At 69.1% G+C, this 25,528-nt stretch carries 23 protein-coding genes and 2 riboswitches; of the genes, 5 read left to right on the forward strand and 18 right to left on the reverse strand.

The annotated features are described in order from the left end of the window. Positions 1-7 precede the first annotated feature (7 nt). The 8 genes from ACIA49_RS31365 to ACIA49_RS31400 form a co-directional block, all read right to left on the reverse strand. Positions 8-868 (reverse strand): ABC transporter permease, encoded by an 861-nt coding sequence (locus ACIA49_RS31365; RefSeq protein WP_396381340.1) that lies wholly within the window; start codon positions 866-868, stop codon positions 8-10. Next, entirely contained in the window at positions 855-1,760 is a 906-nt protein-coding gene (locus ACIA49_RS31370; protein ID WP_396381622.1) for an ABC transporter ATP-binding protein, read from the reverse strand. The genes ACIA49_RS31365 and ACIA49_RS31370 overlap by 14 nt, the downstream gene beginning before the upstream one ends. Before the next feature lie 191 nt (positions 1,761-1,951). After that, on the reverse strand, positions 1,952-3,094 hold the full coding sequence (locus ACIA49_RS31375) for an outer membrane lipoprotein carrier protein LolA (RefSeq protein ID WP_396381342.1): 1,143 nt from the start codon (positions 3,092-3,094) through the stop codon (positions 1,952-1,954). Positions 3,095-3,210: 116 nt separating this feature from the next. Continuing rightward, entirely contained in the window at positions 3,211-3,822 is a 612-nt protein-coding gene (locus ACIA49_RS31380) for a hypothetical protein (RefSeq protein WP_396381344.1), read from the reverse strand. Continuing rightward, positions 3,819-5,222 (reverse strand): 5,6-dimethylbenzimidazole synthase, encoded by a 1,404-nt coding sequence (gene bluB / locus ACIA49_RS31385; RefSeq protein WP_396381345.1) that lies wholly within the window; start codon positions 5,220-5,222, stop codon positions 3,819-3,821. The genes ACIA49_RS31380 and bluB overlap by 4 nt, the downstream gene beginning before the upstream one ends. After that, complete coding sequence (locus ACIA49_RS31390; RefSeq protein WP_396381347.1) at positions 5,219-6,574, reverse strand: cobyrinate a,c-diamide synthase; 1,356 nt, start codon at positions 6,572-6,574, stop codon at positions 5,219-5,221. The genes bluB and ACIA49_RS31390 overlap by 4 nt, the downstream gene beginning before the upstream one ends. Continuing rightward, entirely contained in the window at positions 6,568-7,182 is a 615-nt protein-coding gene (gene cobO / locus ACIA49_RS31395) for a cob(I)yrinic acid a,c-diamide adenosyltransferase (RefSeq protein WP_396381348.1), read from the reverse strand. The genes ACIA49_RS31390 and cobO overlap by 7 nt, the downstream gene beginning before the upstream one ends. Continuing rightward, positions 7,182-9,509: a magnesium chelatase subunit D family protein gene (locus ACIA49_RS31400; RefSeq protein ID WP_396381350.1), complete on the reverse strand. Its 2,328-nt coding sequence runs from the start codon at positions 9,507-9,509 to the stop codon at positions 7,182-7,184. The genes cobO and ACIA49_RS31400 overlap by 1 nt, the downstream gene beginning before the upstream one ends. A gap of 80 nt (positions 9,510-9,589) precedes the next feature. Then, positions 9,590-9,665, reverse strand: a riboswitch (cobalamin riboswitch). Positions 9,666-9,745: 80 nt separating this feature from the next. Between ACIA49_RS31400 and ACIA49_RS31405 the strand changes: the two genes are divergently transcribed. Further along, positions 9,746-10,435: a 3-keto-5-aminohexanoate cleavage protein gene (locus ACIA49_RS31405; RefSeq protein WP_396381352.1), complete on the forward strand. Its 690-nt coding sequence runs from the start codon at positions 9,746-9,748 to the stop codon at positions 10,433-10,435. Positions 10,436-10,667: 232 nt separating this feature from the next. Here the strand turns inward: ACIA49_RS31405 and ACIA49_RS31410 are convergent, their stop codons facing one another. The 6 genes from ACIA49_RS31410 to ACIA49_RS31435 form a co-directional block, all read right to left on the reverse strand. Continuing rightward, complete coding sequence (locus tag ACIA49_RS31410; protein ID WP_396381354.1) at positions 10,668-11,528, reverse strand: alpha/beta fold hydrolase; 861 nt, start codon at positions 11,526-11,528, stop codon at positions 10,668-10,670. Continuing rightward, the gene (surE, locus tag ACIA49_RS31415; protein ID WP_396381356.1) at positions 11,525-12,286 is read right to left on the reverse strand and encodes a 5'/3'-nucleotidase SurE; all 762 of its coding nucleotides are present in this window, start codon (positions 12,284-12,286) and stop codon (positions 11,525-11,527) included. Before surE ends, ACIA49_RS31410 begins: the two co-directional genes overlap by 4 nt. Before the next feature lie 12 nt (positions 12,287-12,298). Then, positions 12,299-16,006: a cobaltochelatase subunit CobN gene (gene cobN, locus ACIA49_RS31420; protein WP_396381357.1), complete on the reverse strand. Its 3,708-nt coding sequence runs from the start codon at positions 16,004-16,006 to the stop codon at positions 12,299-12,301. 35 nt (positions 16,007-16,041) lie between these two features. Further along, positions 16,042-16,163: riboswitch (cobalamin riboswitch) on the reverse strand. A 121-nt stretch (positions 16,164-16,284) separates the two neighbouring features. Then, positions 16,285-17,238 carry a DUF3500 domain-containing protein gene (locus ACIA49_RS31425; RefSeq protein WP_396381358.1) on the reverse strand — a complete coding sequence of 318 codons (954 nt, stop codon included), beginning with the start codon at positions 17,236-17,238 and terminating at the stop codon, positions 16,285-16,287. Beyond that, entirely contained in the window at positions 17,229-17,912 is a 684-nt protein-coding gene (locus ACIA49_RS31430; RefSeq protein WP_396381360.1) for a phosphoglycerate mutase family protein, read from the reverse strand. The genes ACIA49_RS31425 and ACIA49_RS31430 overlap by 10 nt, the downstream gene beginning before the upstream one ends. Then, on the reverse strand, positions 17,903-18,829 hold the full coding sequence (locus tag ACIA49_RS31435; protein ID WP_396381362.1) for a cobalamin biosynthesis protein: 927 nt from the start codon (positions 18,827-18,829) through the stop codon (positions 17,903-17,905). Before ACIA49_RS31435 ends, ACIA49_RS31430 begins: the two co-directional genes overlap by 10 nt. A 74-nt stretch (positions 18,830-18,903) precedes the next feature. Between ACIA49_RS31435 and ACIA49_RS31440 the strand changes: the two genes are divergently transcribed. Genes ACIA49_RS31440 through ACIA49_RS31450 form a run of 3 tightly spaced genes read left to right on the forward strand, consistent with a single transcriptional unit; the run spans position 18,904 to position 21,619 of the window. After that, positions 18,904-19,698, forward strand: a complete 795-nt coding sequence (locus ACIA49_RS31440) for a serine hydrolase (protein ID WP_396381364.1) — start codon at positions 18,904-18,906, stop codon at positions 19,696-19,698. Next, the gene (locus ACIA49_RS31445) at positions 19,695-20,753 is read left to right on the forward strand and encodes a dipeptide epimerase (RefSeq protein ID WP_396381365.1); all 1,059 of its coding nucleotides are present in this window, start codon (positions 19,695-19,697) and stop codon (positions 20,751-20,753) included. Before ACIA49_RS31440 ends, ACIA49_RS31445 begins: the two co-directional genes overlap by 4 nt. Continuing rightward, positions 20,750-21,619 carry an NlpC/P60 family protein gene (locus tag ACIA49_RS31450; RefSeq protein ID WP_396381367.1) on the forward strand — a complete coding sequence of 290 codons (870 nt, stop codon included), beginning with the start codon at positions 20,750-20,752 and terminating at the stop codon, positions 21,617-21,619. Before ACIA49_RS31445 ends, ACIA49_RS31450 begins: the two co-directional genes overlap by 4 nt. Position 21,620: 1 nt before the next feature. Here ACIA49_RS31450 and ACIA49_RS31455 read toward each other — a convergent pair whose 3' ends face one another. The 4 genes from ACIA49_RS31455 to ACIA49_RS31470 all read right to left on the reverse strand — a co-directional run bounded on the left by ACIA49_RS31455 (position 21,621) and on the right by ACIA49_RS31470 (position 24,613). Further along, complete coding sequence (locus tag ACIA49_RS31455; protein ID WP_396381368.1) at positions 21,621-22,655, reverse strand: TerC family protein; 1,035 nt, start codon at positions 22,653-22,655, stop codon at positions 21,621-21,623. Between the two features lie 261 nt (positions 22,656-22,916). Further along, a complete protein-coding gene (locus ACIA49_RS31460) occupies positions 22,917-23,648 on the reverse strand; it encodes an SDR family NAD(P)-dependent oxidoreductase (protein WP_396381370.1) in 732 nt (243 codons plus the stop codon). A 69-nt stretch (positions 23,649-23,717) separates the two neighbouring features. Then, positions 23,718-24,215 carry an FBP domain-containing protein gene (locus tag ACIA49_RS31465; protein WP_396381372.1) on the reverse strand — a complete coding sequence of 166 codons (498 nt, stop codon included), beginning with the start codon at positions 24,213-24,215 and terminating at the stop codon, positions 23,718-23,720. A 53-nt stretch (positions 24,216-24,268) separates the two neighbouring features. After that, positions 24,269-24,613 (reverse strand): MmcQ/YjbR family DNA-binding protein, encoded by a 345-nt coding sequence (locus ACIA49_RS31470; protein ID WP_396381373.1) that lies wholly within the window; start codon positions 24,611-24,613, stop codon positions 24,269-24,271. Between the two features lie 33 nt (positions 24,614-24,646). Here ACIA49_RS31470 and ACIA49_RS31475 point away from each other — a divergent pair, with 33 nt between their 5' ends. Then, a complete protein-coding gene (locus tag ACIA49_RS31475) occupies positions 24,647-25,513 on the forward strand; it encodes a nitrilase-related carbon-nitrogen hydrolase (protein ID WP_396381375.1) in 867 nt (288 codons plus the stop codon). Positions 25,514-25,528 lie beyond the last annotated feature (15 nt).

The following is a 25,528-nucleotide window of genomic DNA, read 5'->3' on the forward strand; positions in this document are numbered from 1 at the left end:
TGTCTCCTCAGACGATGTCGCGGCTCGTGATCCGGGCCCACGCCGCGCAGTAGAAGACGGCCAGATAGCCGGCCTGCAGGAGCAGGTTGCGCACGATCGCGTCCCAGTACGGCGGGTCGCGGAGCAGGTCGGCGAACGACGTCCAGCCGTACATCAGCAGCCACGGGTGGATCACGTCGATCTGTGGGATCGCCGACATGATGCCGAGCACGATGAAGGTGCCGAACGTGGCCGCCATCGCCGCGAGCGGCGTCGAGGTCAGCGACGACACGAACAGCCCGATCCCGGCGAGGCCGAGCAGCGACAACGCGATCACCACCGCGATGGCCAGGGCTCGCAGCAGCCCCTCCCCCAGCGAGATCGTCGAGCCGGACAGCAGCAGGACATCGCCGACCGGGAACAGAAGGAAGCCGACGATCAGCCCGGCGACCCAGATCGTGAGCGTCGCGGCCAGGCAGAAGACCGCCAGCGCGACCATCTTGGCGGCCAGCAGGCGCGAGCGTCCGGCCGGAGCGGTGAGCAGGTTTCGCAGGGTACCGAGGCTGGACTCGCCGGCCAGCGACTCCCCTGAGATCACGGTCACGGCGGTCGGCAGGAAGAACGGGAGCGAGAGCCCGAGGCTCGCCACGATCAGGAACAGCCCGTTGCCGGCGACCTGACCGAGGAATCCCTCGGCGCCGCCTTCGGTGCCGGACAGCTTGATCGCGACGCCGATGAGGAGCGGTACGGCGGCCAGCACGGCAAGCAGGACCCAGGTCCGGGCCCGGCCGAAGACGAGCTGCAGTTCGGACCGGAACAGCGCGAGCGTGTGCCGGCCGGCGCTCGGTGTGGCGATCGGTACGTCGGCTACCGCGCTACTCGGCGACATCGAAACCCTCTCCGGTGAGCGCGACGAAGGCGTCTTCGAGGCTGGGACGCTCCAGGCCGAAACCGTGGATGCGGACATCCGCGGCGACCAGCCCCGCGGCGAACTTCTCGATCGGCAGATCGGCCGCGTCGCCCTCGACGGTCTCGTCGGAGGTGCGCAGATCGGTCACGCCGAGCCGCTTCAGGGTCTCGGCGGCCGCGGCGACATCCGGGGTGCGGACAACCAGGCGCGGCCGCAGCTCGGAGCGCAGCTCCGCCATACTCGACTGCCGGATCAGGCGGCCGCGACTCATCACCGCGGCGTGCGTGCAGACCTGCTCGACCTCGGCCAGCAGGTGGGTCGAGGTGAAGATCGTCGTACCGTCACCTGCGAGCTCGCGGATCAGGTTCCGCACCTCGCGGGTGCCCTGCGGGTCGAGACCGTTGGTCGGCTCGTCGAGCACCAGGAGTTCGCGGCGCTGCATCAGCGCGACCGCGATCGCCAGCCGCTGCTTCATGCCGAGTGAATACGCGCGCACCTTCTTACCAGCCGCGTTCGACAGGCCGACCCGCTCGAGCGCCTCGCCTGCGCGGGCCTTGCGAGTGCGTGGGTCTGCCGTGCGGTCGGCGGCGTCGAAGCGGAGCAGGTTCGCCTGGCCGCTCCAGAACGGATAGAACGCCGGGCCCTCCACCAACGCGCCCACCTGCGGAAGCACGCGCAACGCAGCCTTCGGCATCGGCTGCCCGAGCAGCTCGACCGCCCCCGACGTCGGCGCGATCAGCCCGAGCACCATCCTGATCGTGGTCGTCTTGCCGGAACCGTTCGGCCCAAGAAAGCCGAAGACGCTCCCAGCCGGCACCTCAAGGTCGACCGAGTCGACGGCGACCTGTCCCCCACGAAACCGTTTGGTCAGCCCCCGCGTAACAAGCGGAGACCCACCCGTCGGAGTAACGAGAGGAGCCGCCGGGGTGTGCGAGGGGAGACTTGAACCCCCACGCCCCGACTCCGGCGCGGAATCCCCGACGGCCGGGCCGGGGGCAGATCCCCCGGCTACCGGCTCCGGCGTGGATCCCTCGCCGGCCAGCTTCTGTGTGTCTGTCACGGTCAGCGGGGCGCCTTGGCGGCGGCGTCCTGCAGGGTCTGCGCGGTGACCAGGCCGGCGAACACTCGTCCGTCGTCGGTGATCAGCACGTTGACCATCTTGCTGGACACGAGCTTGCCCTTGCCCCACGAACCCTGAACCGTCGGCGCACCCACCAGCAGCTGGTCGACCGGACCACCGGCACCGGTCAGCTTCACACCCTTCACCATCACCACGGCGTCCCAGCCCTCACCGAGCACGGTCGGAGCGTTCGCCGTACCGGGCTTCTTGGCGGTTTCAGGCTTCTCAGTGGGCTTGCCCGGGACGGCCTTCGGGCCGGTCGGTTTGACCGGGTGATCCGGCCGCGTCGTCGGCACCTTCGGCTGCTTGATCTCGACACCCTTCGGCGGGGTGAACGTGAACGTGCTCGCCGCCGGTACGGCGAAGTCGACCTGCGTGAAGCCGATCTCGACCGCCGGGTCCTTGCCGGTCCGCGGCAGGACACTCACCTGCAGCGGGACGTAGGTCTTGGAGTCCACCGCCAGCGTCACCGAGCCGACCGTGGTCTTGTCCGTCTTCGGCGTCAGGCGCAGCTTGTAGGCGTCCCGCCCGGCGACCTTCTCGGTGCCGCTGACATCGACCTTCGTGGTCGGGTCGATCGCGTCCAGGAACTGCTTGGCCACGGCCTGCGGGTCGTACGACTGCGGCGCCTTCTCGGGCTTGCCGCTGTCGTGCGCCGGGATCTGCAGCTTCACGGCCTCGCGCCTGGACGAGTCGTAGGCCCAGGCGGACTTGCCGTCCGACGTCCAGACCCGCTCGGCCATGTTGTCGAGCACCGAGACCCGTGCCTTGTCCGGCGCGGCGAACGCGACCCGCGCGGTGTGGTCACCGCTCAGCATCTCGGTCACCTGGCCGCTCGGCGAGCTGCTGTCACCACCGGTCACGCCGGGTAGCGCCGGCAGACCGAGATCAGCGGACGAGTGCACGGTGCCGCTCAGCCCGTCGACCTTCGCGGTCTGCACCTTGGCCAGCAACTCCTGTGCGGAGATCCCTGGCAACTTCGGTGAGGCGTCCGCGACCACCGGCCCGAGCGTCCCCACTCCGGCCACCACGGCCACCGCCGTAACCGGAACCAACCACCGTCGACTGCGCTGAGTTGCACTCATGTCCTCAAGACTCGCACCGCCAGCTTGCCCAGCCAAGGGTCTTCGGGGTCAGTTCACCCGAAAGAGTGAGCCCGCCGTACGACCGGGGTCGTACGGCGGGCTCTGTTACTGCACGATCAGCGGCTCTGGAGCGCGTCCAGGGCGACCGTCATCGCGGCCGCGACCCGGAAGTCGACCCGCTGGTCCTGGACCGTCACGCGGTACCGGTCCCGGATCGACATCTTCCGCTCGACCGACAGCACCGGCTGCCGGCTGGCGTTGTCGGTGAAGTCGAAGTGGAAGATGAAGGGCAGCGGGATCTCACCGACGAACGGGACGAAGTCCCAGACCCGGCGCAGGATCGCGATCCCGGCGCTGCGCTCGGTGCCGGACGACTCGAACCCGGCCCCGCTCAGCTGCCAGCTCGACCGCAGCAGGCTCTTGCCGAACTCCTTCTTGAACCAGCCTATCTGCTGGCCGTTCGCGTCGAAGACGTCGTATCCCGAACCGAGATCGATCCGCTTGCGCGCTTTGAACGAGAACACCACCTGCGACTTGCTGTCGTCGGTGTAGAACGTGACTTCTTCCTTGAACGCCATCCGCTTCTGCTGCGCGAACGCCAGCAGCTGCCCGTCGGACCCGTCCGGGTTGGTCGTGATCAGCTCGTACTTGTTGGCCATCAACGTGATCCGCTGCTTCATCGAGAAGGCGGGTACGTGCATGGATCCCCCACTGGGTGGCACAGTCATGCGGGTGAGTCTGACAGCTCCACCGGCTCATCACGGCATCCAACCCCGCAGGCACTCGCCCCGACCCGCAGCCCACGCCCCACCGCGGCCGCCACGTCGCCGTCCTCGACCACCTGTACGGCGATCTCTCCCACGCCCTGCAACGCCAGATCCCGCACGATCTCCACGCCCACCTCGACACCTTCCACGGGATTCCGCGCCGGCCGCCAGAGCACACCGAAATCGGCTTCAGGCTTAGCACCCAACTGTACGACGATCGTGTCCGTCCGCCCCAGGTAGTCGGCAGGATCCCCACCAACCACCACGCGAACCGACTGCCCCGACTCTCGTGGCTCCACCTCGCGGGCTGCTTGCTCGGCGTCCTGGGTGATTGAGGTTGGTTCGGCACCTGGCAGACCTCGCCTCCCCCACGACTCCTGATGCACCGCCCACGCGAGCGGACGCCGCGACGCCCACCCGGTCCGCACCAATTCCGGTGCGGGCGCGAACTCATCGACGTACCCGATGCAGAGGTACCCGACGAGCTCGATGTGCGCGGGCAGGTCCAGCACGGCGGCCACTTCACCTGGTTCGAAGAACGAGACCCAACCGACGCCCAGCCCTTCGGCCCGCGCCGCCAGCCAGAGGTTCTGGATCGCGATCGCGGCCGAGAACCACGTCGTCCGCGGATCTGCATGCCGTCCGAGTACGTGGCGTCCGCCGCGCCCGGCGTCGCACGTCACGGCGATGTTCAACGGAGTGTCGAGGATCGCCTCGATCTTTAACCCGTCGAACCGCTGCCGTCGCTCATCCGGCAACGACGCCGCGAACGCGTCCCGCTGGGCACTCGCCAGATCGTGAATCTTCCGTCGCGTCGCGATCTCGCGAATCAGCAGGAAGTCCCAGGGCTGACTGAGCCCCACACTCGGCGCCCGATGCGCCGACTCCAGCACCCGCGTCAGCACGTCATCCGGGATCGGCAGGTCCACGAACCCCCGCCGTACATCCCGTCGCTCCGCCAGCACCCGATGCACGACGTGCCGCTCCCCCGGTGCATACCCAGGAGCCGCCGCAAGCCGCCCCACCGCAACAGTCGCCGCGCCCGACTTGCGTTTGGGGACAACAAGCTCAGCACCAGTGCTCAGTACGGCGGCCTCCGCGACGCTCGGCGTACCGGCGAGGCCGTCGACCTGCTCACTCGGGCTCGGCACGTTCTGCCGGCGAAGCTCAGCCGGGGCGACCGTCTGCAACTCCGCACCGAGGTGGGCCGCGAGCCGTTGGACAGCCGGTTCGCTCTCGCGCCCATCGACTGTGATGAGGATCCGGACCCTGCCTGCATCGGCGACGGCTTCCGTGACCAGATCGCGCAGCTCACGGTACGACGTACCGGCGCGCAGGCCGACGCCGACGACGAGGTTCATTTCTCCAACCCAGCATGCACGCGCGCCGCCGCTACCAGCCGAGCCGGCACATCAGGGGTGGCCGTCCAATGCAGATGCAGGTACGACGCATGCACGCACGGCTGCGCGATCCCCTCGGCCCCGCCCGGCAGGTACCAAGCCGGAGCGACGTCACCGTCGAACTCCACCGCGGTCCGGTGGAACTCATGCCCGCGCACCCGACGCCCCTCGTCGAAGAACGCGGTCGTGGTCGCCGCGATCGCGGTACGGTAGCCGAGCGTCAGGCTCCCGGTCATGCGAGCCGTCGCCGGAAGAACGCCGGTCATCTGGTGACCGTCGAGCTCACGGCACAGATACAAGAGGCCCGCACACTCCGCGACAACCGGCAGCCCAGCGGCAATCTCGGTCGCGACCTGCTTCCTGAGTTGCTCATTGGCCGCGAGTGCCTCCGCATGCAGCTCGGGGAAGCCGCCGCCGAGATACAGCGCAGAGGTTGCCTCGGGCAACGGATCGAGCAGCGGATCGAACCGCACCACGTCAGCACCGGCAGCGGTCAGCAACTCCGTCGTCTCGGTGTAGTGGAACGAGAACACCGGCCCGCCCGCCACCGCAACGACCGGCCGGCCTTCCTCCGCCGGCGTCACCTCGGCCGCCGGATCCCAGGTCTCCGTCGCCAGCTCCGAAGCCGCCCGCGCCGCAGCGACGAACGCCTCCAGATCAACTCCGGCACGCACCAGCTCAGCCGCAGCCTCGACCGCGTTCTCCGCCTGCTGACGCTGTTCATCCGCCGGGATCAATCCCAGATGCCGGCTGGGAACCGTCAGCCTGGTGTCCCGCCGCAACACCCCAAGAACCGGTACGCCGGTCGGCGCCACCCCGGCGCGGACCTCGGCCTCATGCCGATCCGAGCCGACCTTGTTCAGGATCACCCCGACGATCCGCACCTCGGTGTCAAAGGCAACGAATCCCTGAACAACCGCCCCGACGCTCCGTCCCGCCGCAGACGCATCTACGACGAGCACGACCGGTGCCTTCAGCAACTTCGCCACATGGGCGGTCGACGAGAAACCCTCGGTTCCCAGGGCGCCGTCGTACAGGCCCATCACGCCTTCGACGACCGCGAGGTCCGCGCCCAGCGCACCGTGCGCGAACAGCGGCGCGACTCGCTCCTCGCCGCTCAGCATCGCGTCGAGGTTCCGTCCGGGCCGGCCGGTCGCGACCGCGTGGAACCCGGGGTCGATGTAGTCCGGCCCCACCTTGAAGCCGGCCACCACATGCCCGGCCCGCCGCAGCGCGGCCATCAGACCGACGGCAACCGTCGTCTTGCCGGCTCCCGACGAAGGCGCCGCCACCACAATCCGCGGAACTACCACTCGATGCCCTTCTGCCCCTTCTGGCCGGCATCCATGGGGTGCTTGACCTTCGTCATCTCCGTGACCAGGTCCGCCGCGTCGATCAGGCGCTGGTCGGCGTTGCGGCCGGTGATCACGACGTACTGGTGGCCGGGCCGGTTCACGAGCGTCTCGACGACCTCGTCGACATCGACCCAGCCCCACTTCATCGGGTAGGTGAACTCGTCCAGCACATAGAGATCGTGGGTCTCGGCGGCGATCCGGCGCTGGATCTCCCGCCAGCCCTCCACCGCGTCAGCGGCGTGGTCCTCTTCGGTACCGGCCTTGCGCGACCAGCTCCAGCCCTCACCCATCTTGTGCCACTCGACCGGCCCGCCCTGACCCGTTGCCTCATGCAACTGACCGAGCGCCTTGAAGGCACCCTCCTCGCCGACCCTCCACTTCGCGCTCTTCACGAACTGGAAGACCCCGATGTTCCAGCCCTGGTTCCAGCCGCGCAACGCCATCCCGAAGGCGGCGGTCGACTTCCCCTTCATCTCCCCGGTGTGCACCATCAGCAGCGGCCGGTTCCGGCGCTGCCGGGTCGTCAGCCCGTCCTGCGGCACGACCTCCGGCTGTCCCTTCGGCATCAGGCCACCTTCCGTTCCGAGACCGTCCGCACAAGGTTGCCAGCGGCAACGTCACCGAGGTCGAGGTACTCCGCGCCGAGATCACCCGCGAGCTCACCCGCCAGCCCCAGCCGAACCCCACGCCGGGGCTCGCAATCCACCACCACAGTCGCGACCCCGCGCTGCGCCAACCACCCAGCCGCCTGCTTGGCCCTCGCGAACGCCTTCTCCCCCTGCGTCGCCCGACCATCCGTCACCAGCACCAGCAACGGCCGCCGCCGCGGATCCCGGATCGCCGCGATCCGCAGTACCTCCGCCGCCTGCATCAACCCCTCAGCCAGCGGCGTCCGTCCACCCGTCGGCAACGACTCAAGCCGCCGTACCGCAGTCTCCACACTCCCCGTAGGCGGCAACGCCACCGTCGCCTCCGCCCCCGCGAACGTCACGAGCCCAACCGTGTCCCGTCGCTGATAGGCATCCAGCAACAACGAAACGATCGCCGTCTTGACCTCGCCCATCCGCCTCTTCGTCCCCATCGACCCAGAAGCATCCACGCAGAACAGCACAAGGTTCCCCTCCCGCCCCTCCCGCACGGACAGCCGCACATCACTCCCCCGCACCACCAACCCACCCCGCCGTCCCCCACCGCCAGCGCGCCCTTCCACCACCGCACCACCCGGGTCACCACCACCCACCCGCGCGGGGTCAGCACCACCAGCACGCGCCGGGTCAGCACCACCAGCACGCGCCGGGTCAGCACCACCAGCACGCGCCTCCACCACCGCATTACCTGGGCCACCATCACCCACGTGCGGGACCACCCCGGCGCTGCCAAGGGCCTCGGCACGCGCGTCGGCCGGGCCTGCGTCGGCGGAGTTCTTGCGGCCGCGGGCGTGTTGGTGGGGGGCAGCGGCCCGGATGGTCGCGAGGAGGTGGGGGCGGCCGGACTCTCGTCCTACGCGGGGTCGGTCGCCTACTACTCGGCCAACCTCGGTGATCGCTCGGGATCGGCGGCCGGCCACGCCTGCACCTGCTGCTTGCACGCTCAGGAGGCGGGCCTTGTAGGGCTCGGAGCTGCCGGCCACCTCACCTACCGGGGTAGGCCGACCGGGCTTCTCGGTGGACTGGTCGGCCGGATCCGGGTCGGCGGAGTTCCGGGGAAGGTCCGGCCCTTCGGCGGGGTCGAGCTCGTTCGTGGGGTTGCCGGGTGGGGTTGAACCGTCGGTGGAGGCGTCCGGTCCGTCGGTCGGAGGGGTCGTGTCGGGGTCGTCGGGTCGACCGTCGGGGTCTGTGCCGCCGTCGGGGTCGTCGTCCGGGTCTTGGGGCATGCTGTTCTGGATGGCTTGTTCGAGCTGGTCTTCGTCCATGCCGGGTGCGTCGAACGGGTTGCGCCGGCGGCGGTGCGGCAGGGCGAGCTTGGCCGCGGCGCGGACGTCGTCGACCTCGACGACCGTGCGTCCCGACCATGCCGCATGGGCGACCGCGGTTCGGGCGGTGACCAGGTCGGCGCGCATCCCGTCCACGTCGAACGACGCGCAGATCTCGGCGATCTGGCGCAACGCCGAGTCGGTCAGGATCACTTCGCCCAGCAGGTCGCGTGCCTTGACGATCCGCTCGGCGAGCTCCCGCTGCGGTCCGTCGTACCGGCTGACGAACGCTGCCGGATCAGCCTCGTAGGACAGCCGCGCGCGCATCACCTCGACCCGTACGGCGGGGTCCCGGCTCGCGACGACGTCGACCGTCAGGCCGAACCGGTCGAGCAACTGCGGCCGCAGCTCGCCCTCTTCCGGGTTCATCGTGCCCACGAGCACGAACCGCGCCGGGTGCGTCACCGACACCCCGTCCCGTTCGATCGTCGCGCGCCCCATCGCGGCGGCGTCCAGCAGCACGTCGACCAGGTGGTCGTGCAGCAGGTTGACCTCATCGACGTACAGGAGTCCGCGGTGGGCGGCAGCCAACAATCCCGGCTCGTACGCCGTGACTCCCTCGGCCAGCGCCTTCTCCAGGTGCAACGACCCCAGCACCCGGTCCTCGGTCGCACCCACCGGCAACTCCACCAACCGCGCTGCGCGGCTGACCGTCTCCAGCGCCGCATGCGGTCCGTCGGGACAGTCGGCCGCCGGAGCCTCGGGATCACACGAGAAGCGGCAACCCAGTACGACGTCCACCGGCGGCAGGATCTCGGTCAGGGCGCGGACCGCGGTCGACTTCGCCGTCCCCTTCTCACCTCGGATCAGCACCCCACCGATCGCCGGTGAGATCGTCGCGAGGATCAGAGCGAGCTGGAGGTCGTCCATCCCGACCACCGCGGTGAACGGAAAGCCGGTCGAGGGTGGCGCAGGCCGCATCAGCGGGAAGTCCCTTCGTCAGCGGGTATCCACGCCCGCGCAGCTGGTACGCCACGAAACCGCGGCGGACGTGGTGTGGATGTTCTGGCTCCCGGTCTCCCGGTCACAGTGGCGGGACCGCCCCGGAGTCCCGGCCAAACCCGGTCACCGGTGTTCCTCCACACCCGTCCGCTCGATCATGGCACACCGCCCCCGGCCGCTCAGCGACGAGGTTCACACCGGTTTATCGTCGACACGTGATCAAGGCGTGCCTCAACGGAGACCGGACCCGAGCCGACCACCCTGGTGTCCCCATCACCCCGGACGAACTCGCCCACGCAGCCGCGGCCGCCGTACAGGCTGGTGCCGACGCTCTGCACCTGCACCCCCGCGGCACCGACGAACTCGAGAGCCTTCACTGGCCCGAAATCCGCGCCGCCGTCGACGCCGTCCGAACCGCCTGTCCCGGCGTATCGATCGGCGTCTCGACCCGCGAACCGATCGTCCCCGACCTCACCGAACGCCTCCGCCTGATCGCCGACTGGGAACCCGGCCCCGACTTCGCCAGCGTCAACTTCCACGAACCCGGCGCCTGCGAGGTCGCCGACCTCCTGATCACCCGAGGTATCGCCGTCGAAGCCGGACTCTTCACCCCCGAAGCCGCCGCCACCTACCTGACCTGGTCTGGCCCCACCCTCCGCATCCTCGTCGAAGCCATCCCCACCATCTCCCCCGGCCCCGACGGCCCCACCGCCGCCCAATCCATCCTCGCCGCCCTCCCACCCCACACCCCAGCCCTGGTCCACGGCGAGAACCACTGGGCCTGGCCCACCCTCCACTGGGCCCGCGCCCACCGCCACGACCTCCGCCTAGGCCTGGAAGACACCCTCACCGGCCCCAACAACGAGCCCATCATCTCCACCGCCGACCTCTTCACCTTCCTCTGATCCACCCCGGGTCGGTACCGGACCTGTGCCACCGTCCAACCCCTCGTGCGGCGACTCGTGCGGGTGATGCTGAGCGTGAACTGTCCGAGCCGTGCGGAGTTAGACGGTGCTGGCGGTCCGCCCCCGCCACTCCACGCCCACCACGATGGCGCCCGAGGTCCTGCGATCGGACGGCAACCCTCCGGTCCGAACGCGCGAACCACCCCAACAAGAGGCCCAGGTGACGGTGCGGTCAGCTTGCGCCGACACCTCCTGTCGTTAGGAAGGTCAACACCTCGGCCGCATACTCCTCCGGCTGTTCGTAGTGGGGGAAGTGGCCGGAGTGGGTGAAGGTGATGGCGGGGCGGCCGGTGGCTTCGTAGGTGGCTACGGAGAGGGGGTCGGTGGCGGGGTCCTTGGTGCCTCGGATGAGGAGGGTGGGTTGGGTGATGTGGGCCAAGTCGTCGAGTTTGGAAGTGTAGAGGTCGGCGAGGGTGGAGAGGTGGCTGTAGCCGCGGGCCCATTGGTCTTCGGTGAGGTCGGCGTCGCGGCCTAGTTGTTCGAAGGCGGGGCGGCGGGAGGGGTCGTACCAGGAGAAGTCCTGGAAGGCCTCGCCGAGGCCGAAGGCGAGTTCGTAGGTTTTGTCGTCGGGGGTGAGGCGGCGGGGCAGGGCGGCGAGGGCGCGGCAGCGGGCGGCGGTCTCGGGGTCGCCGGCCTGGTCGTAGAGGTCGGCGAAGATCGGGAGCCGGTAGCGGTCGTTGGCGTCGAAGTCCCAGCAGGGGCAGTCGAAGATGACGGCGGAGACCGAGTCGGGATGCTGGAGAGCGTAGGAGACGGCGTAGTTGCCGCCGGCCGAGTGACCGAGGATCGCCCAGCGCTCGATACCCAACTGCTGACGGAGCTCCTCGAAGTCGGAGATCAGGAGGTCCATCCGGATCTCGACGTCAGCCGGGTCGGACCGCAGTACGCCGCGTTGGTCCGGCGAGATCACGTGCAGCTGCGAACCGAGTCGCTCGCCCTGGCACTGCGTCCAGTGGTATCCACCGCCGTGACCGTGGATGAACAGCAGCGGCGGCGCATCCGGGTCGCCGTACTGCTCGACGTACAGGCTCATCGGTACGACGACAGTCGCTTCGCCAACGCGATCGCGGCATCGTCCTCCGGCAGCACACGGATCCCGACGAGCGGGCTGACCGTGACGTAGCCGGCCCGCAGCAGCGCCTCGTCGGAACCGGCGGGTGGGTCGGGTCGGAGCGGGGCGACGGCGATCATCGGTTCGCCGGTCGGAGCCGTGGTCGCCACCAACCGCTCGCGCGTGATCGGGGTCAGCGTTGCGTGCCGCACTCCCGCCAGCTCGTCGATCGGTAGGTCCGGCACGTTGAGGCTGAGCGCGGTCCCCACCGGCTCGGCCGCGATCCACGCCAGTGCTTCGCCGGCCATCGTTGCCGCCGTCGACCAGTGCACGGGGTCGATGCCCTGGATGCTGATCGCGACGCCAGAGACGCCCTGACCGGCTGCGGTCAGGGCCGCGGCGACGGTGCCCGAGTGGAAGATCGGTACGCCGATGTTGTGGCCGCGGTTGATCCCCGACAGCACCAGATCCGGCGCCGGACCAAACGCGCCGAGCGTGGCCAGCGTCACCGCGAGTGCAGGCGTCCCGGCGACCCCGCGGTAGCTGATGCCGCCGGCTTCCTCGACGACGGTCTGGATCGGCCGGTTGGCCACCCCGACCCGCGCCGAGCCGACGCCGCTCTGGTCGTCGAGCGGCGCGACCACGAACACGTCGTGGCCGAGCTCGGCGATCGCCGGAGCGAGCGCGCGGATCCCGGGTGCCTGGAAACCGTCATCGTTGGTGATCAGGATCCGCGCCATACCTCCACCCAATCAGCCGCGGTCCTCGATGTCACCCTCCGTCTCAAGGACTGCGTTCCGCAGGGTCTCCAAGGCTTCGGGCGACGGCGCGGACCACAAGCCGCGCTGGGCGGCCTCGAGCAGCCGCTCGGCGATCCCGTGCCGGGCCCAGGGGTTGGACTTGCGGAAGAACTCGGCCATCTCCGGATCCGCGACGTACTCGGTGGTGAGCGTCTCGTACATCCAGTCGTCGACCACGCCCGCGGTCGCGTCGTACCCGAAGAGGTAGTCGACGGTCGCCGCCATCTCGAAGGCGCCCTTGTACCCGTGCCGCCGCATCGCGGCCATCCACCGCGGGTTCACGACCCGCGCCCGGAAGACCCGCTTGGTCTCTTCCTCCAGCGTCCGGGTCTTCACCTGCGCCGGTACGGCGGAGTCGCCGACGTAGGCCTTCGGGTTCGACCCGGTCAGGTGCCGCACCATCGCGATCATGCCGCCGTGGTACTGGAAGTAGTCGTCGGAATCCATGATGTCGTGCTCACGGGTGTCCGCGTTCTTGGCCGCCACCTGGATCCGCGCGTACGCGCGCTCCATCGACCCGCGCGCCTCGGCTCCGTCCAGGTCCTTGCCGTACGCGTACCCGCCCCAGACCGCGTAGACCTCGGCCAGCTCGGCGTCGGTCCGCCAGTTCCGCGCGTCCACCAACGGCAACAGGCCGGCGCCGTACGAGCCGGGCTTGGATCCGAACACCCGAGCCGTTGCCGACCGTACGTCGTTGCCCGCGGCAACGTCATCGTCGACGTGGGCGCGGAGATAGTTGTCGGCGGCATCTTCATCCAGTGCCGCGACCGTCCGGACCGCCTCGTCGAGCAGCTGTACGACGTGTGGGAACGCGTCCCGGAAGAACCCGGAGATCCGGATCGTCACGTCGATCCGCGGCCGGCCCAGCTCCTCCAGGCTCACCACCTCGAACCCGGTGACGCGGCGCGAGGCCTCGTCCCAGACCGGGCGGCAGCCGAGCAGCCACAGCACCTCGGCCAGGTCATCGCCCTGGGTCCGCATCGCCGACGTACCCCAGACCGTCAGACCGACCGAGCGCGGCCATTCGCCGGTCTCGGCCTGGTGCCGGGCCAGCAGCGAGTCGGCCAGCGCGACGCCAACGTCCCAGGCGTTGCGGCTCGGGATCGCCTTCGGGTCGACCGCGTAGAAGTTCCGTCCGGTCGGCAGCACGTTGACCAGACCGCGGGTCGGTGAACCCGACGGGCCTGCCTCGACGAACCGGCCGTCCAGTGCACGCAGCACGTTCGTCAGCTCAGCTGAAGTGCCGTTGAGCCGCGGTACGACCTCGGTCGCGGCGAAGGTCAGCGCGGACTCGACGCCCACCGACGAGCGGCCGATGACCTCGGTGACAACGACCGGCACCTTCGACGCATCCCAGTTGAGCGTCTCCATCGCGACGACCAGCTTGCGCGCGGCCGCCTCCAGGATGTCGACACCGTCTGCACCACTCACCGCGGGCAGGTCGGCCAGTGTCGCGAGCTCGGTCAGCTCAGCGGCCAGACCAGGGTTCGCGAGCAGCTCGGCCTCGTCGACGCCGAAGGTCTCCCCCAGTGCAGCCCGCAGGCCGGGGATCGAGTACGAACCGCCCCACAGCTGCCGCGCCCGCAGTACGGCGAGCACCAGGTTGATCCGCGCCTCGCCGGCCGGTACGCCGCCAAGGATGTGCAGGCCGTCACGGATCTGAACGTCTTTGATCTCACACAGATAGCCGTCCAGGTGCAGGACGAATTCGTCGAACGCCTCGTCGTCCGGCTTCTCGTCGGTATGCAGATCGTGGTGCAGTTGCGCCGCCTGGATCAGGGTCCAGATCTGTGCCCGCAGCGTCGGGACCTTCTCCGGGTCGAGCGCCTGCACCGTCGCATACTCGTCGAGCAGGTACTCCAGCTTGGCCATGTCGCCGTACGTCTCGGCCCGTGCCATCGGCGGCACCAGGTGGTCGACCACGACCGCGTGCGCCCGCCGCTTGGCCTGCGTTCCCTCACCGGGGTCGTTGACGATGAACGGGTAGACCATCGGCAGGTTCCCGAGCACGGCGTCCGGCGCGCAGTCGGCCGCCATCCCGATGCCCTTGCCCGGCAACCACTCGAGCGTTCCGTGCTTGCCCAGGTGCACGACAGCGTGTGCCCCGAACCCACCGTCGGCCGGCGCGTTCTCCAACCACCGGTACGCCGCCAGGTAGTGGTGCGACGGAGCCATGTCGGGATCGTGGTAGATCGCGACCGGGTTCTCGCCGAAACCACGCGGCGGCTGAATCATCAGTACGACGTTCCCGAACCGCAACGCGGCCAGCGCGATCGCAGTCTCGGGTCCGGAGGTGTCGACGTACAGGGATCCGGGCGCCTCGCCCCAGGCCTCGGTCATTGCCTCACGCAACGTTTCCGGGACCTGGCCGAACCACTTCGCGTACGTGGACAGCGGCACCTTGGCCACGGCGTTCTCGAGCTGCTCGTCGGTCAGCCAGTCGACGTCGTGACCGCCGGTCGCGATCAGCCGGTGGATCAGCCCGTCCGCACCGTCAGCGCCCTGCAACTCGCTGAGGTCGAGCCCGCCGAGGTCGTACCCGGCCTCCTCGAGCTTGCCGAGCAGCTGGACCGCCGAGGCGGGGGTGTCGAGACCGACCGCGTTCCCGATCCGGGCGTGCTTGGTCGGGTACGACGAGAGCACGAGCGCGAGCCGCTTCTCGGGCACCGGGACGTGTCGCAGGCGGGCGTGGGCGACCGCGATCCCGGCCAGCCGGGTGCACCGCTCCGGATCCGGCGCGTACCGCGCCAGCCCGTCGGCGTCGTACGCCTTGAACGAGAACGGGATCGTGATGATCCGGCCGTCGAACTCAGGGATCGCCACCTGCGTGGCAGCGTCCAGCGGGCTGATCGCCGCGTCACTGGCGAGCCACTGCTCGCGGGTCGACGTGAGTGCGAGCCCCTGAATCAGCGGGATGTCGAGTGCGGCCAGCGCGCCCGCGTCCCAGGCGTCGTCCGCTCCCCCGGCGCTGGCGTTCGCAGCGACCGAACCGCCCGCTGCGAGCAGCGTGGTGACCAGTACGTCGCACTTGCGCAGCAGCTCGAACAGTCCGGCGTTCTCGTCGCTCGTCGGGTCCAGCCCGCGCAGCGTCCCGCAGTACACGGGCAGCGGCTGTGCACCGGCCGCCTCCACCGCAGCAGCGAGCGTGTCGACGAACGCCGTGTTGCCGGCGATCTCATGCGCCCGGTAGTAGACGATCCCGACCACCGGCCGGTCGTCGTCAGTGAAGGTCCCACGCACCCCGTACGCCGGGAGCGCGGCCGGCGGGTCGAATTCGTCGCCGGTGAGGAGGATGGTGTCGCTCAGGAAGCCGGCCAGGTTCCGCAGGTTGTCCGCGCCGCCCTCCCGCAGGTACGCCAGCGCCTCGGTCACCGCCCCCGCCCGCACGGTCGACAGCGACATCAGCTCCGCATCAGGTGCCGCCTCACCGCTCACCACCACGGTGGGCTTGCCAGACGCGAGTACGGCGTCCAGTCCGTCCTCCCAGGCGCGCTTACCGCCCAGGAGCCGCACCACCACGATCTGCGCGGCGTCCAGCAGCGGAGCGAGCTCAGACAGCTCCAGGCGCGCCGGGTTCGCGACCTTCCACCCGGTTCCCGCCTCCGCCGCAGCCAGTAGGTCGGTGTCGGCAGTAGACAACAGCAACAGGTTCGCGGGCACGCTGAACCGGTCCTTCCTGGGGGTATCCACGCCCCGGCCGGAGGTGCGACAGCAGCAGTTCCTGACTCCCCATCGCTGGGTCACAGTGGCGGGACCGTCCCGGACTCACACCGGGTTCCTGCACAGCCGTCGCTGAACCCCTGAACCCTATCCGACCCCCTGCACAACGTCCGAAGCCCCGTAGTACCTCGTCGGCGTGTTTTCGGACGCTGCGAACAACTGGTCCACAGCGTCCGAAGGGTTGCAGCACGTGGTCGGCGTGTTTTCGGACGCTGTGTTCAGCGGTGGGCTGCGTAGTGGGCGGCGAGGAGGTCGGTGCCCCAGTCGGAGCGATGGGAGCGCCAGACGGCGTGGATGTGGTTGGCGTTGTCCTGGGTGTTGTCGTACTCGGCCAGGAAGGTCGGGGCGGCCAGGGAGTAGTAGTGGCGGTGGCCGATGCCGGGGGTGGTTTCGCCGGCCCAGGCGAAGGTGAGGTTCTCCATGCCCTGCTCGGTCAGGTCCTGCCAGGTCAGGAGACCGATCGGGCCGGCTGCGCGACCGACGTACTGGCCGAGCAGGAGGCTGAGGAGCTGGCGCTGTTCGGCGGTCATGTCGCCGTACGCGAGTCCGCGGCGCAGGAGCGACGGGTCGGCGACCGGGTCGTGCCGGGTGAGGATGTCGTCCGGTGCGTCGGGTGAGACGACAGCGACGGCTCGCTGGCTGTCGTCCAACGCGTCCAAGAGCTGGAAGCCCAGGTCGTGCTCGCCAGCCAGGAAGCGTCGGCCCGAGGGAGCCACGGCTGGGTTGGAGCCGATGAATGACGGGGTGAACGAGATCGCACCGTCGACCAGCGTCACGTGGATCGCCAGGTGGTGGCCGTTCAGCCGCCAGGCCCACGGCTCGAACGCGGCGGGGTCGCCCAGGATCCGCAGGAAGTAGCCGGGCGTGGCCAGCGAGTCCTGCCAGTCTGCAGTCGTAGGCACCGGGTGCCCGCGCAGGATCACCTCAGCGTCCAGTACGGCGAGTGAGTCGGCCAAGCCGCGTTCGCTGCAGCCAAGGGCGATCAGCCGCAGCGCCAACTGCTGCTGCTCCGGGCTGAGCGCGGACAGCGGCAGGCCGGGTCGAGGCCCGGGCAGGTAGGTCCACTCCTGGTGGTCCGGGGTGTCGAACGGCGCCTGGATCAGACTGCGCTGTGCCGGCCGCAGGCTCTCCAGCAGTTCGATGGCTGCCTGACGGGTCTGCTCTACAACCACGCGGCGCGCTCCTGTTCTTTCGGCTCGTAAGTCGTCGTCCACTGTTCGAACGGTCGGTCCAGCTTGTACCGGTAGTCCGGCTGCCGCAGCAGCACGCGTGTTTCGGCGTTGCCCGGGTTGCGCAGCGTCTCGAAGTACTTGACCGACCAGTGGAACCACCGCATGCAGAACAGCCGCATGGTCAGTCCGTGCGACACCAGCAGCACGTTGCGCGGTGCGTCCGCCTGCTCGAAGTCGCGGTGCATCGTCTCGAGGAAGCTCGACACCCGGTCGTACACGTCCGACCCCGACTCACCATGGGTGAACCGGTAGAAGAAATGCCCGTAGGCATCGCGCAGCTTCTCCTGGCGCTCGATGTCCTCGGTGTCCTGGAAGTTCGCCCAGTCCTGCTCACGCAGCCGCGGCTCCTCCCGGGCGATCCCGATCAGGTCGTCGAGATTGAGGCCCTTGAGCGTCTCCAGGGTGCGCAGGTACGGCGAGACGTACACCCGGATCGGCTCGTTCTCGAACAGGTCGCGGAGCTCCTGCCCGGCGAGAGCCGCCTGCTCCCACCCGTGCGCCGTCAGCGCCACGGAGTGGTCCGGCACTCGCTCGTAGATCGACTTGTCCAGGTTCGCCTCGGACTCGCCGTGCCGTATCAACGCGATCCGCAGTGGTCGTCGGCTCAGTCCCATAACCGTCCTCTCGCCACTGCCAGGATCGCTGCCGCGCCAGCCGCCGCGATACCGACTCGCCGCGCCAGGGTCGCCGTACGGCGGACATCGGCGACGGTCGGCGTCGGTCCGTCCCCCAGCGTGCCACGGTCCTCGGTATAGGACCCGTAGTTGTTCGTCCCGCCCAGCGACAACCCCAACGCACCAGCGAACGCCGCCTCGACCGGACCGGCGTTCGGACTCGGGTGCTGCGGCGCATCCCGTTTCCACACCCGCCGCGCCTCGCCATAGCGGCCTGCAACGACACCAGTCAGTACGGCGCACGCCCGGGCCGGCAGGAGGTTCACCAGATCGTCCAGCCGCGCTGAGGCCCACCCGAAGTTGGCGTACTTCGGTGAGCGGTACCCGACCATCGCATCGAGCGTGTTGATCGCGCGGTACGCCAGCAGCCCGGGCACCCCGAGCACTCCGCCCCACAGCAGCGGCGCCACACACGCATCCGACGTGTTCTCGGCCAGAGACTCCACCGTGGCACGGGCGAGCTCGTCGGCCTCCAGATACGTGGCGTCCCGAGCGCACAGGTGGCTGAGCCGCTCACGCGCCGCTGGGATGTCCTTCTCCTCCAGCAGCCCGGCCATGGTCTCCGCCTCGCGCTCCAGGCTCCGAGCGCCCAGCACGGTCCACGTGGCCGCGGCCGTGACCAGCGTGTGCAGCACCGGCCGTCCACGCGTCAGCCGCTCAACCATGACCCCCGCGAGTGCCGTCGTACCGACGAGTGCCGTCGTGTACGCCGTACCGGCTGCCCGCGAGTCGGCGTACAGGTGTGACTCCAGCCGGGCCGCCGTCTGCCCGAACCCGGCGACCGGGTGGAAACGCCGCGGATCGCCGAGGACACGGTCGGCGACGAACCCGAGCAAGAGCCCGACACTGGTGGACACCTGGAGAAGTGTGCCAGGTAACAAATGTGCGGGGTCAGGTGTGGGTCAGGAAAGAAATATGCGAGGGTGACGGTATGGGTATTGCGGAACTGCTCGCGGCGGTGGACGGGAGCGGCGAGTTCGGGGTGTGGCTGGGCCGGGCCGACGGGACGCCGGTGTTCGAGCACGAGGCGGAGCGGACGCACTACTCGGCCAGCACGATGAAGCTGCCGGTGGCGATGGCGATGCTGCGCAAGGTCGCGGCCGGTGAACTCGCCCTCGACCAGCCAGTGGCCGTCCACAACGACTTCACCTCACAAGCCGGCGGCCGGTTCGGTGTGAACCCGGACGAGGACGAGGCGCCGGCGACCTGGGCCAAGCTCGACACGTTGGTCCCGCTCGGCTGGCTCGCGACCGAGATGATCACGCTGTCCAGCAACCTGGCCACGAACCTCGTCCTCGAACAGGTCGGGATCGACGCGGCGCAGGCGGTGCTCGCCGAGTACGGCGACGGCCGCAGCGCCATCCGCCGCGGGATCGACGACCGCGCGGCCCAGGCAGCCGGGATCAGCAACGAGATGAGCCCGGCCGGGCTGGCCGGCGTACTCGTTGCCGTGGACAACCAGTATCTGCGCGACCTGCTCGCGGGCAACCAATGGAACGGCGAGATCCCCGCGCTGCTTCCGGCCGGCACTCGGGTCGAGCACAAGAACGGCTGGGACGTCCGCATCCGTCACGACGGCGGCATCGTGCGACCGCCCGACGCAGACCCGTTCGTGCTCACCGTCTGTACGACGTCCGACCTGCCGGATGCGCGTGCGCAGCAACTGATCGCGGAGATCGCGCTGGCGGCGTGGAACCACCGGCACGATCTGGGAGCGGTTCGATGAAGCTCACCACCCATCTGATCTCCGCGCCGCTGCACACCCCGTTCATCACCGCACTGCGGACCGCGACGCACGCCGACTCCCTGCTGGTCGAGCTGAGCGACGGCTCGCACAGCGGCTGGGGTGAGGCGCCGCAGGTCTGGAAGGTCACCGGCGAGTCGCTCGCGGGCGCCCAGGCGTGTGTCGAGGGACCGATCACCGCTGCCTTGAACGGCCTCGGTCCGGACGACCTCACCGAGGCGCTCCGCCGGGTACAGAACGCGGCCGCCGGCAACTTCGGCGCCAAGGCCGCGGTCGACGTCGCTCTGCACGATCTCGCCGCCCGCCGCCTCGGCATCAGCCTGCAGGCCTTCCTCGGTTCGACGGTCAGCACCGTGCGGACGGACGTGACGCTCTCGGTCGGGGATGCGGATGCACTCGCGGCTGCCGCGACGGCACGGGTCGCCGACGGGTTCGACGTACTGAAGGTGAAGGTCGGTACCGATGCGGCCGGCGACGTCGAGCGGGTCCGCCGGGTGCGGGATGCGATCGGGCCGGGACCACGGCTGCGGCTCGACGCGAACCAGGGCTGGTCCCGCCGCGACGCCGTCAACGCCATCCGCGCACTCGAGGACTGCGACCTCGAACTGGTCGAGCAGCCGGTCGCCGCCGCCGACCTCGAAGGCATGGCCTGGGTGACCGACCGGGTGAACACACCGATCCTCGCCGACGAGTCCGTGTACGGCGTTCGTGACCTCGTGGCGGTGATCCGGCACGGCGCCGCCGACATGGTCAACGTGAAGCTCGCCAAGTGCGGCGGACTCGGCCCGGCCCGCACCCTGCTGGAGCTCGCGCGCGAGCACGGCCTCGGTACGGCGGTCGGCTCGATGATGGAAAGTCACGTCGGAATCGGCGCCGCGGCGGCCTTGGTCGCCGCGTATCCGACCACGGCGGTCAACGATCTCGACGCGGCGTGGTGGCTCCGTGACGCACCGGTGATCGGCGGAATCCGGTACGACGGCTCGCTGATCCATCTTCCGTTTGAGCCTGGCCTCGGCGTGACAGGCTTGACCTTATGAAGCTTGCAGCCGCCAAGGTCCCGATCAGCACGGTGTGGACCGGAACGGACGCGCCCCGTGAGGTCGACGCGCCCGCCACCGCCGCGCAGCCCGATGTGGCTGCCTGGGCGAAGTCGATGGACAACGAGAGCCGCCTCGGCCTGCACGGCCGGACTCTGTCCCAGCTGCTGTTCGCAGAGCCCGTACTGGTCCGCTCCGAGCGGGACGGCTGGTCCGAGATCCTCGCGCCGTGGCAGCCGTCGTCCGGGGACGAGCTCGGCTACCCGGGCTGGGTGCCGTCGAGCCACCTGGGTGAGCTGCCGGGCAGCGCGACCGATCCGGTCGCTGTGACCGTGCCTACTGCTCCCCTGCTCGCAGAGCCAGGGACTGGTGCCCCAGTGATGACGCTGTCGTTCGGCACCGTGCTGGCCTCGGTCGAGCAGGCCGACGGGTACACGCGGGTCGCCACTCCCGATGGCGGGTCCGGCTGGCTAGCGAACGACGTACTGCGTGCTGTTGGTGAGCCGTCGACACCTGAGGACCGGCTGCGGCTCGGGTCACAGTTCCTCGGGCTGGAATACCTGTGGGGCGGTACGTCGGCGTACGGGCTGGACTGTTCCGGGCTGACGCACACCGTCAGCCGGGTGCTCGGTCTGCGGATCCCCCGCGACGCGCACGACCAGGCCGACACGCTGGAGAACATCCCGCTCGAGGAGGTCCGGCCCGGCGACCTGTACTTCTTCGCGCGCCCCGGCAAGGTCGTGCACCACGTCGGGTTCGTCTCCTCCACCGGGATGCTGCACGCCTCCGAGACCGGGAAGCGGCTCGAGGATGCGCCGCTTCCCGATGAGCGCCGGAAGACGTTGGTCGCCGCCGCCCGGTTCTGAACTAGCTGTTCTTGGCGTCCGTCGCCGGCTCTTCCTGATCAATCGCAGCAGGAGTTTCACCGGCGGCGGGCAGGCCACGGGACTTGCGCAGGCTCAGCACGGTCGTGACGCCGAGCGTGACGATGATGAAGCCGAGCGAGAACCAGATCGGGATCTCGGGCGCCCACTCGATGTGGTGACCGCCGTTGATGAACGGCAACTCGTTGACGTGCATCGCGTGCAGGACCAGCTTCACGCCGATGAACGCGAGCACCACCGACAGGCCGATCGACAGGTAGACCAGGCGCTTCAGCAGATCGCCGAGCAGGAAGTACAGCTGCCGCAGGCCCATCAGGGCGAAGACGTTCGCGGTGAAGACCAGGAACGGCTCCTGCGTGAGGCCGTAGATCGCCGGGATCGAGTCGAGCGCGAACAGCAGGTCCGTCGTACCGAGCGCGATGATGACGATCGCCATCGGGGTGACGAGCCGCTTGCCGCCCTTGACCACGGTGAGCTTGACGCCGTTGTACTCGTCGGTCGCGTTCAGCCGCTTCTTCGCGAACCGGATGACCGCGTTCTCCTTGTAGTCCTCGTCGTCGTTCTCCCCCTGCGAGGCCAGGTGGATCGCGGTGTAGACCAGGAACGCGCCGAAGATGTAGAAGACCCACGAGAACTCGTTGATCGCCGCGGCGCCGACGGCGATGAAGATGCCGCGGAAGACCAGCGCCAGGATGATGCCGACCAGCAGTGCGGTCTGCTGATACTTCCTCGGCACGCTGAACCTGGACATGATGATCAGGAAGATGAAGAGGTTGTCGACGCTCAGGCTGTACTCGGTCAGCCAGCCGGCGAAGAACTCTCCGGCGTACTCGCCGCCGGAGAAGAACCAGACCCCGAGCCCGAAGACGACCGCCAGACCGACGTAGAACGCGATCGCGATCGCGGACTCCCGGGTGGTGGGTTCGTGCGGGCGGCGGCCGATCACGAAGACGTCGAAGGCGAGCAACGCCAGCAACAGACCGACCGTGATGTACCAAACGTAGTCAGCGACGTGCATAGGTAACCTCCGGAGCGCAGCTGAAACAGGACTCCGAAGGTCTCTTCCGCCGGCCACCTGGCCGACCGGGGGCACCGGGCGTGAGCGTGAACCCACGGCCGTGATGACGATGCCGCCGCGAAGGAATACTCCCCTTCTTCAGGACCAGTGTGACGGGTCGGCGTCCCGGACTCCAAATCCGGGACACCGTGTCCGCCTGTCGAAATCATCACAAGCCGGTTGGGGAATAGTCACGGACGGTGGTCGTTCACCGCCCGCGGTCTACGGGACGCTGTACCCGCCGTCCGCCACGATCACCGCGCCGGTGACAAAACTGGACCGCGGTGAGGCGAGGAACAACACCACCTCGGCGATCTCCTCCGCCGTACCGATCCGTCCCAGCGGCGCCGAGGCACTGGTCATCGACAGCACCTCCTCCGGCACCATCCCCAGCAGCGTCTCCGTCCGTACGGCGCCCGCGCAGACAGCGTTCACCCGGACGCCGGCCGGCCCGAACTCGACGGCCCACGACCGTGTCATCGACTCCAGCGCGGCCTTGGTACCGCTGTAGGCAGCCGCCACCGGCATCCCGATCCGCGCCCCGATCGACGAGGTGTTCACGATCGTCGCCCCGGCCACCATCCGCGGCGCGATCGCGGCGGTCAGGAAGTACGCACTGCGCAGGTTCACGTCGTAGATCCGCTGGAACTCCTCCGGGCTCACCGCGCCCGTCGGCACCATCGGGTAGTAGCCGGCGTTGTTCGCCAGCACGTCCACCTCCCCCACGACCTCCGCGAGCCGCTCGACCTCGGCCATCTCGCCGAGGTCGGCCCGCACGTAGGTCGCCTTGCCCCCGGCCGCCGTGATCAGGTCGACCGTCTCCGCCCCCTGTTCGGCCCGTCGCCCGGTGACCACGACCTCGGCCCCCGCTGCCGCGAACTTCTCCGCGATGGCCCGCCCGATCCCGGACGTAGCCCCCGTCACCAACGCTTTCTTCCCCCACAACTCAGTCATGAGCCGAGGCTAGATTCCGCACCTTCCCGCCGCCCCGCCACGCCGACCGCCACCCCGAAACTGCTCAGATCAGCCCCGAACCTTCTCGACGAAGGTCGCGAGATTGGCCTCCAGACGCGCGATCTTGGCCGCGGCGGAGAGCGTCTCCTCGATCCCCGGATCCGAGACCGACTGCTTCTTGCCGCGGACATAGAGCGAGCAGGACAGGTCGGCACACAAGTACTGCCCGACCGTGTTTCCCTGCCGCCCGGCAGCGCCGGAACGCCGCGCGGCCATCAGGACTACACCGCCGCCGGTGCGAGGCGTCAGACACAAGGAACACATGGCGCGCGCAGTGAATCCACGGGTCTTACCGCGGCTTGTCTTCAGGGTGACGCCGACCAGCTTCCCGTCGTGCTCCGCCACCAGGTAGCCGCGATCAGGTGCGCCGGGATCGGTCCAGCCGAGGAAGTCGAGGTCGCCCCACGGCCGGTCGGCCAGGTCCTTGGGCATCGGCAGCCGCTGCGCCTCACCCCGCGAGCAGTTGACGAACGAGCTGCGGATCACAGCTTCCGTGACGGGTTCCATGACTCCACGGTAGGTAACCTAAACCTATTAGGCAAATGATTAATATCTATAGCCTAAGGCCGGCGGCTGCGGGGGAGCTTGGCGACGACGGTCTCGTACGACGTGTCGATGAGCTCGAGGATCTCGTCATCGGGGACGGCGGCGCCGAGGCGGACCGTGTTCCAGCCCGAGCGCCCGATGTACGGCATCGTCCACACGTCGTCGGGGTAGGCCGCCACCAGTTCGTCGGCCTCCTCCCGGTTCGCGCCGCACTTCAGACCGACGGTGTCGGTCCCGGTGAAGGCGAAGATCTTCTCGGCCACCTTCGCCACGAGGTCGCCTTCCCACGGCTCGTCCTGCCAGGCGCCTGCTTTGGCCAGGCAGTGCGCCAGTACGTCGTCCCGCTCCAACCGGCTCATGCGGGTCATCTTCCCCCGATTTACGCTGCGAGCATGAGCACAGTGGTGGTGGCGGCGGTTCAGGTCGGGTCGGTGTTGTTCGATACGGCGGCGACGTTGGTGAAGGCGGAGCATTACGTCCGGGAGGCCGCGGCGGGTGGGGCTCGGTTGGTGGTGTTGCCGGAGGCGTTGCTGGGTGGGTATCCGAAGGGGATGGACTTCGGCGTGACGGTGGGATCACGGTCGCCGGAAGGGCGTGAGTTGTTCCGGCGCTATCGGGAGGCAGCGATCGCCGTACCGGGGCCGGAGACTGCGCGGTTGGCGGAGCTTGCTGCGGAGCTGACCGTGGATCTGGTGGTGGGTGTGATCGAGCGGGACGGCGGCACGCTGTACTGCACCGCGCTGTTCTTCACGCCCGAACTCGTGGCCAAGCACCGCAAGCTGATGCCGACCGCCGCCGAGCGGTACCTGTGGGGACAGGGCGACGGCTCGACGATGCACGCCGTACCGACCCCGTACGGCGTTCTTGGCGCGGCCATCTGCTGGGAGAACTACATGCCGTTGTTCCGCCAGGCCATGTACACGAAAGGCGTTGAGCTCTGGTGCGCGCCGACCGTCGACGACCGCGACCAATGGCAAGCCACCATGCGCCACGTGGCCCTCGAAGGCCGGTGCTTCGTGATCAGCGCCAACCAGTACTTGACCGACGCCGACGACCGCGTGCTCATCAACGGCGGCAGCACGATCATCAATCCACTGGGCGAGATCCTTGCCGGCCCAGCTCGGTCCGGCGAGACAGTCCTCCTCGCCGAACTGGACCTGGCCGACCGCGACCGCGCGGTCTTCGACTTCGACCCGGTCGGCCACTACAGCCGCCCCGACATCTTCACCCTGACAGTCGACGAAACCCGCCGAGGCTGACCGCTCGGCGCTCCC

It is taken from the genome of Kribbella sp. NPDC051587, assembly GCF_044453945.1.
GTDB lineage: Bacteria > Actinomycetota > Actinomycetes > Propionibacteriales > Kribbellaceae > Kribbella.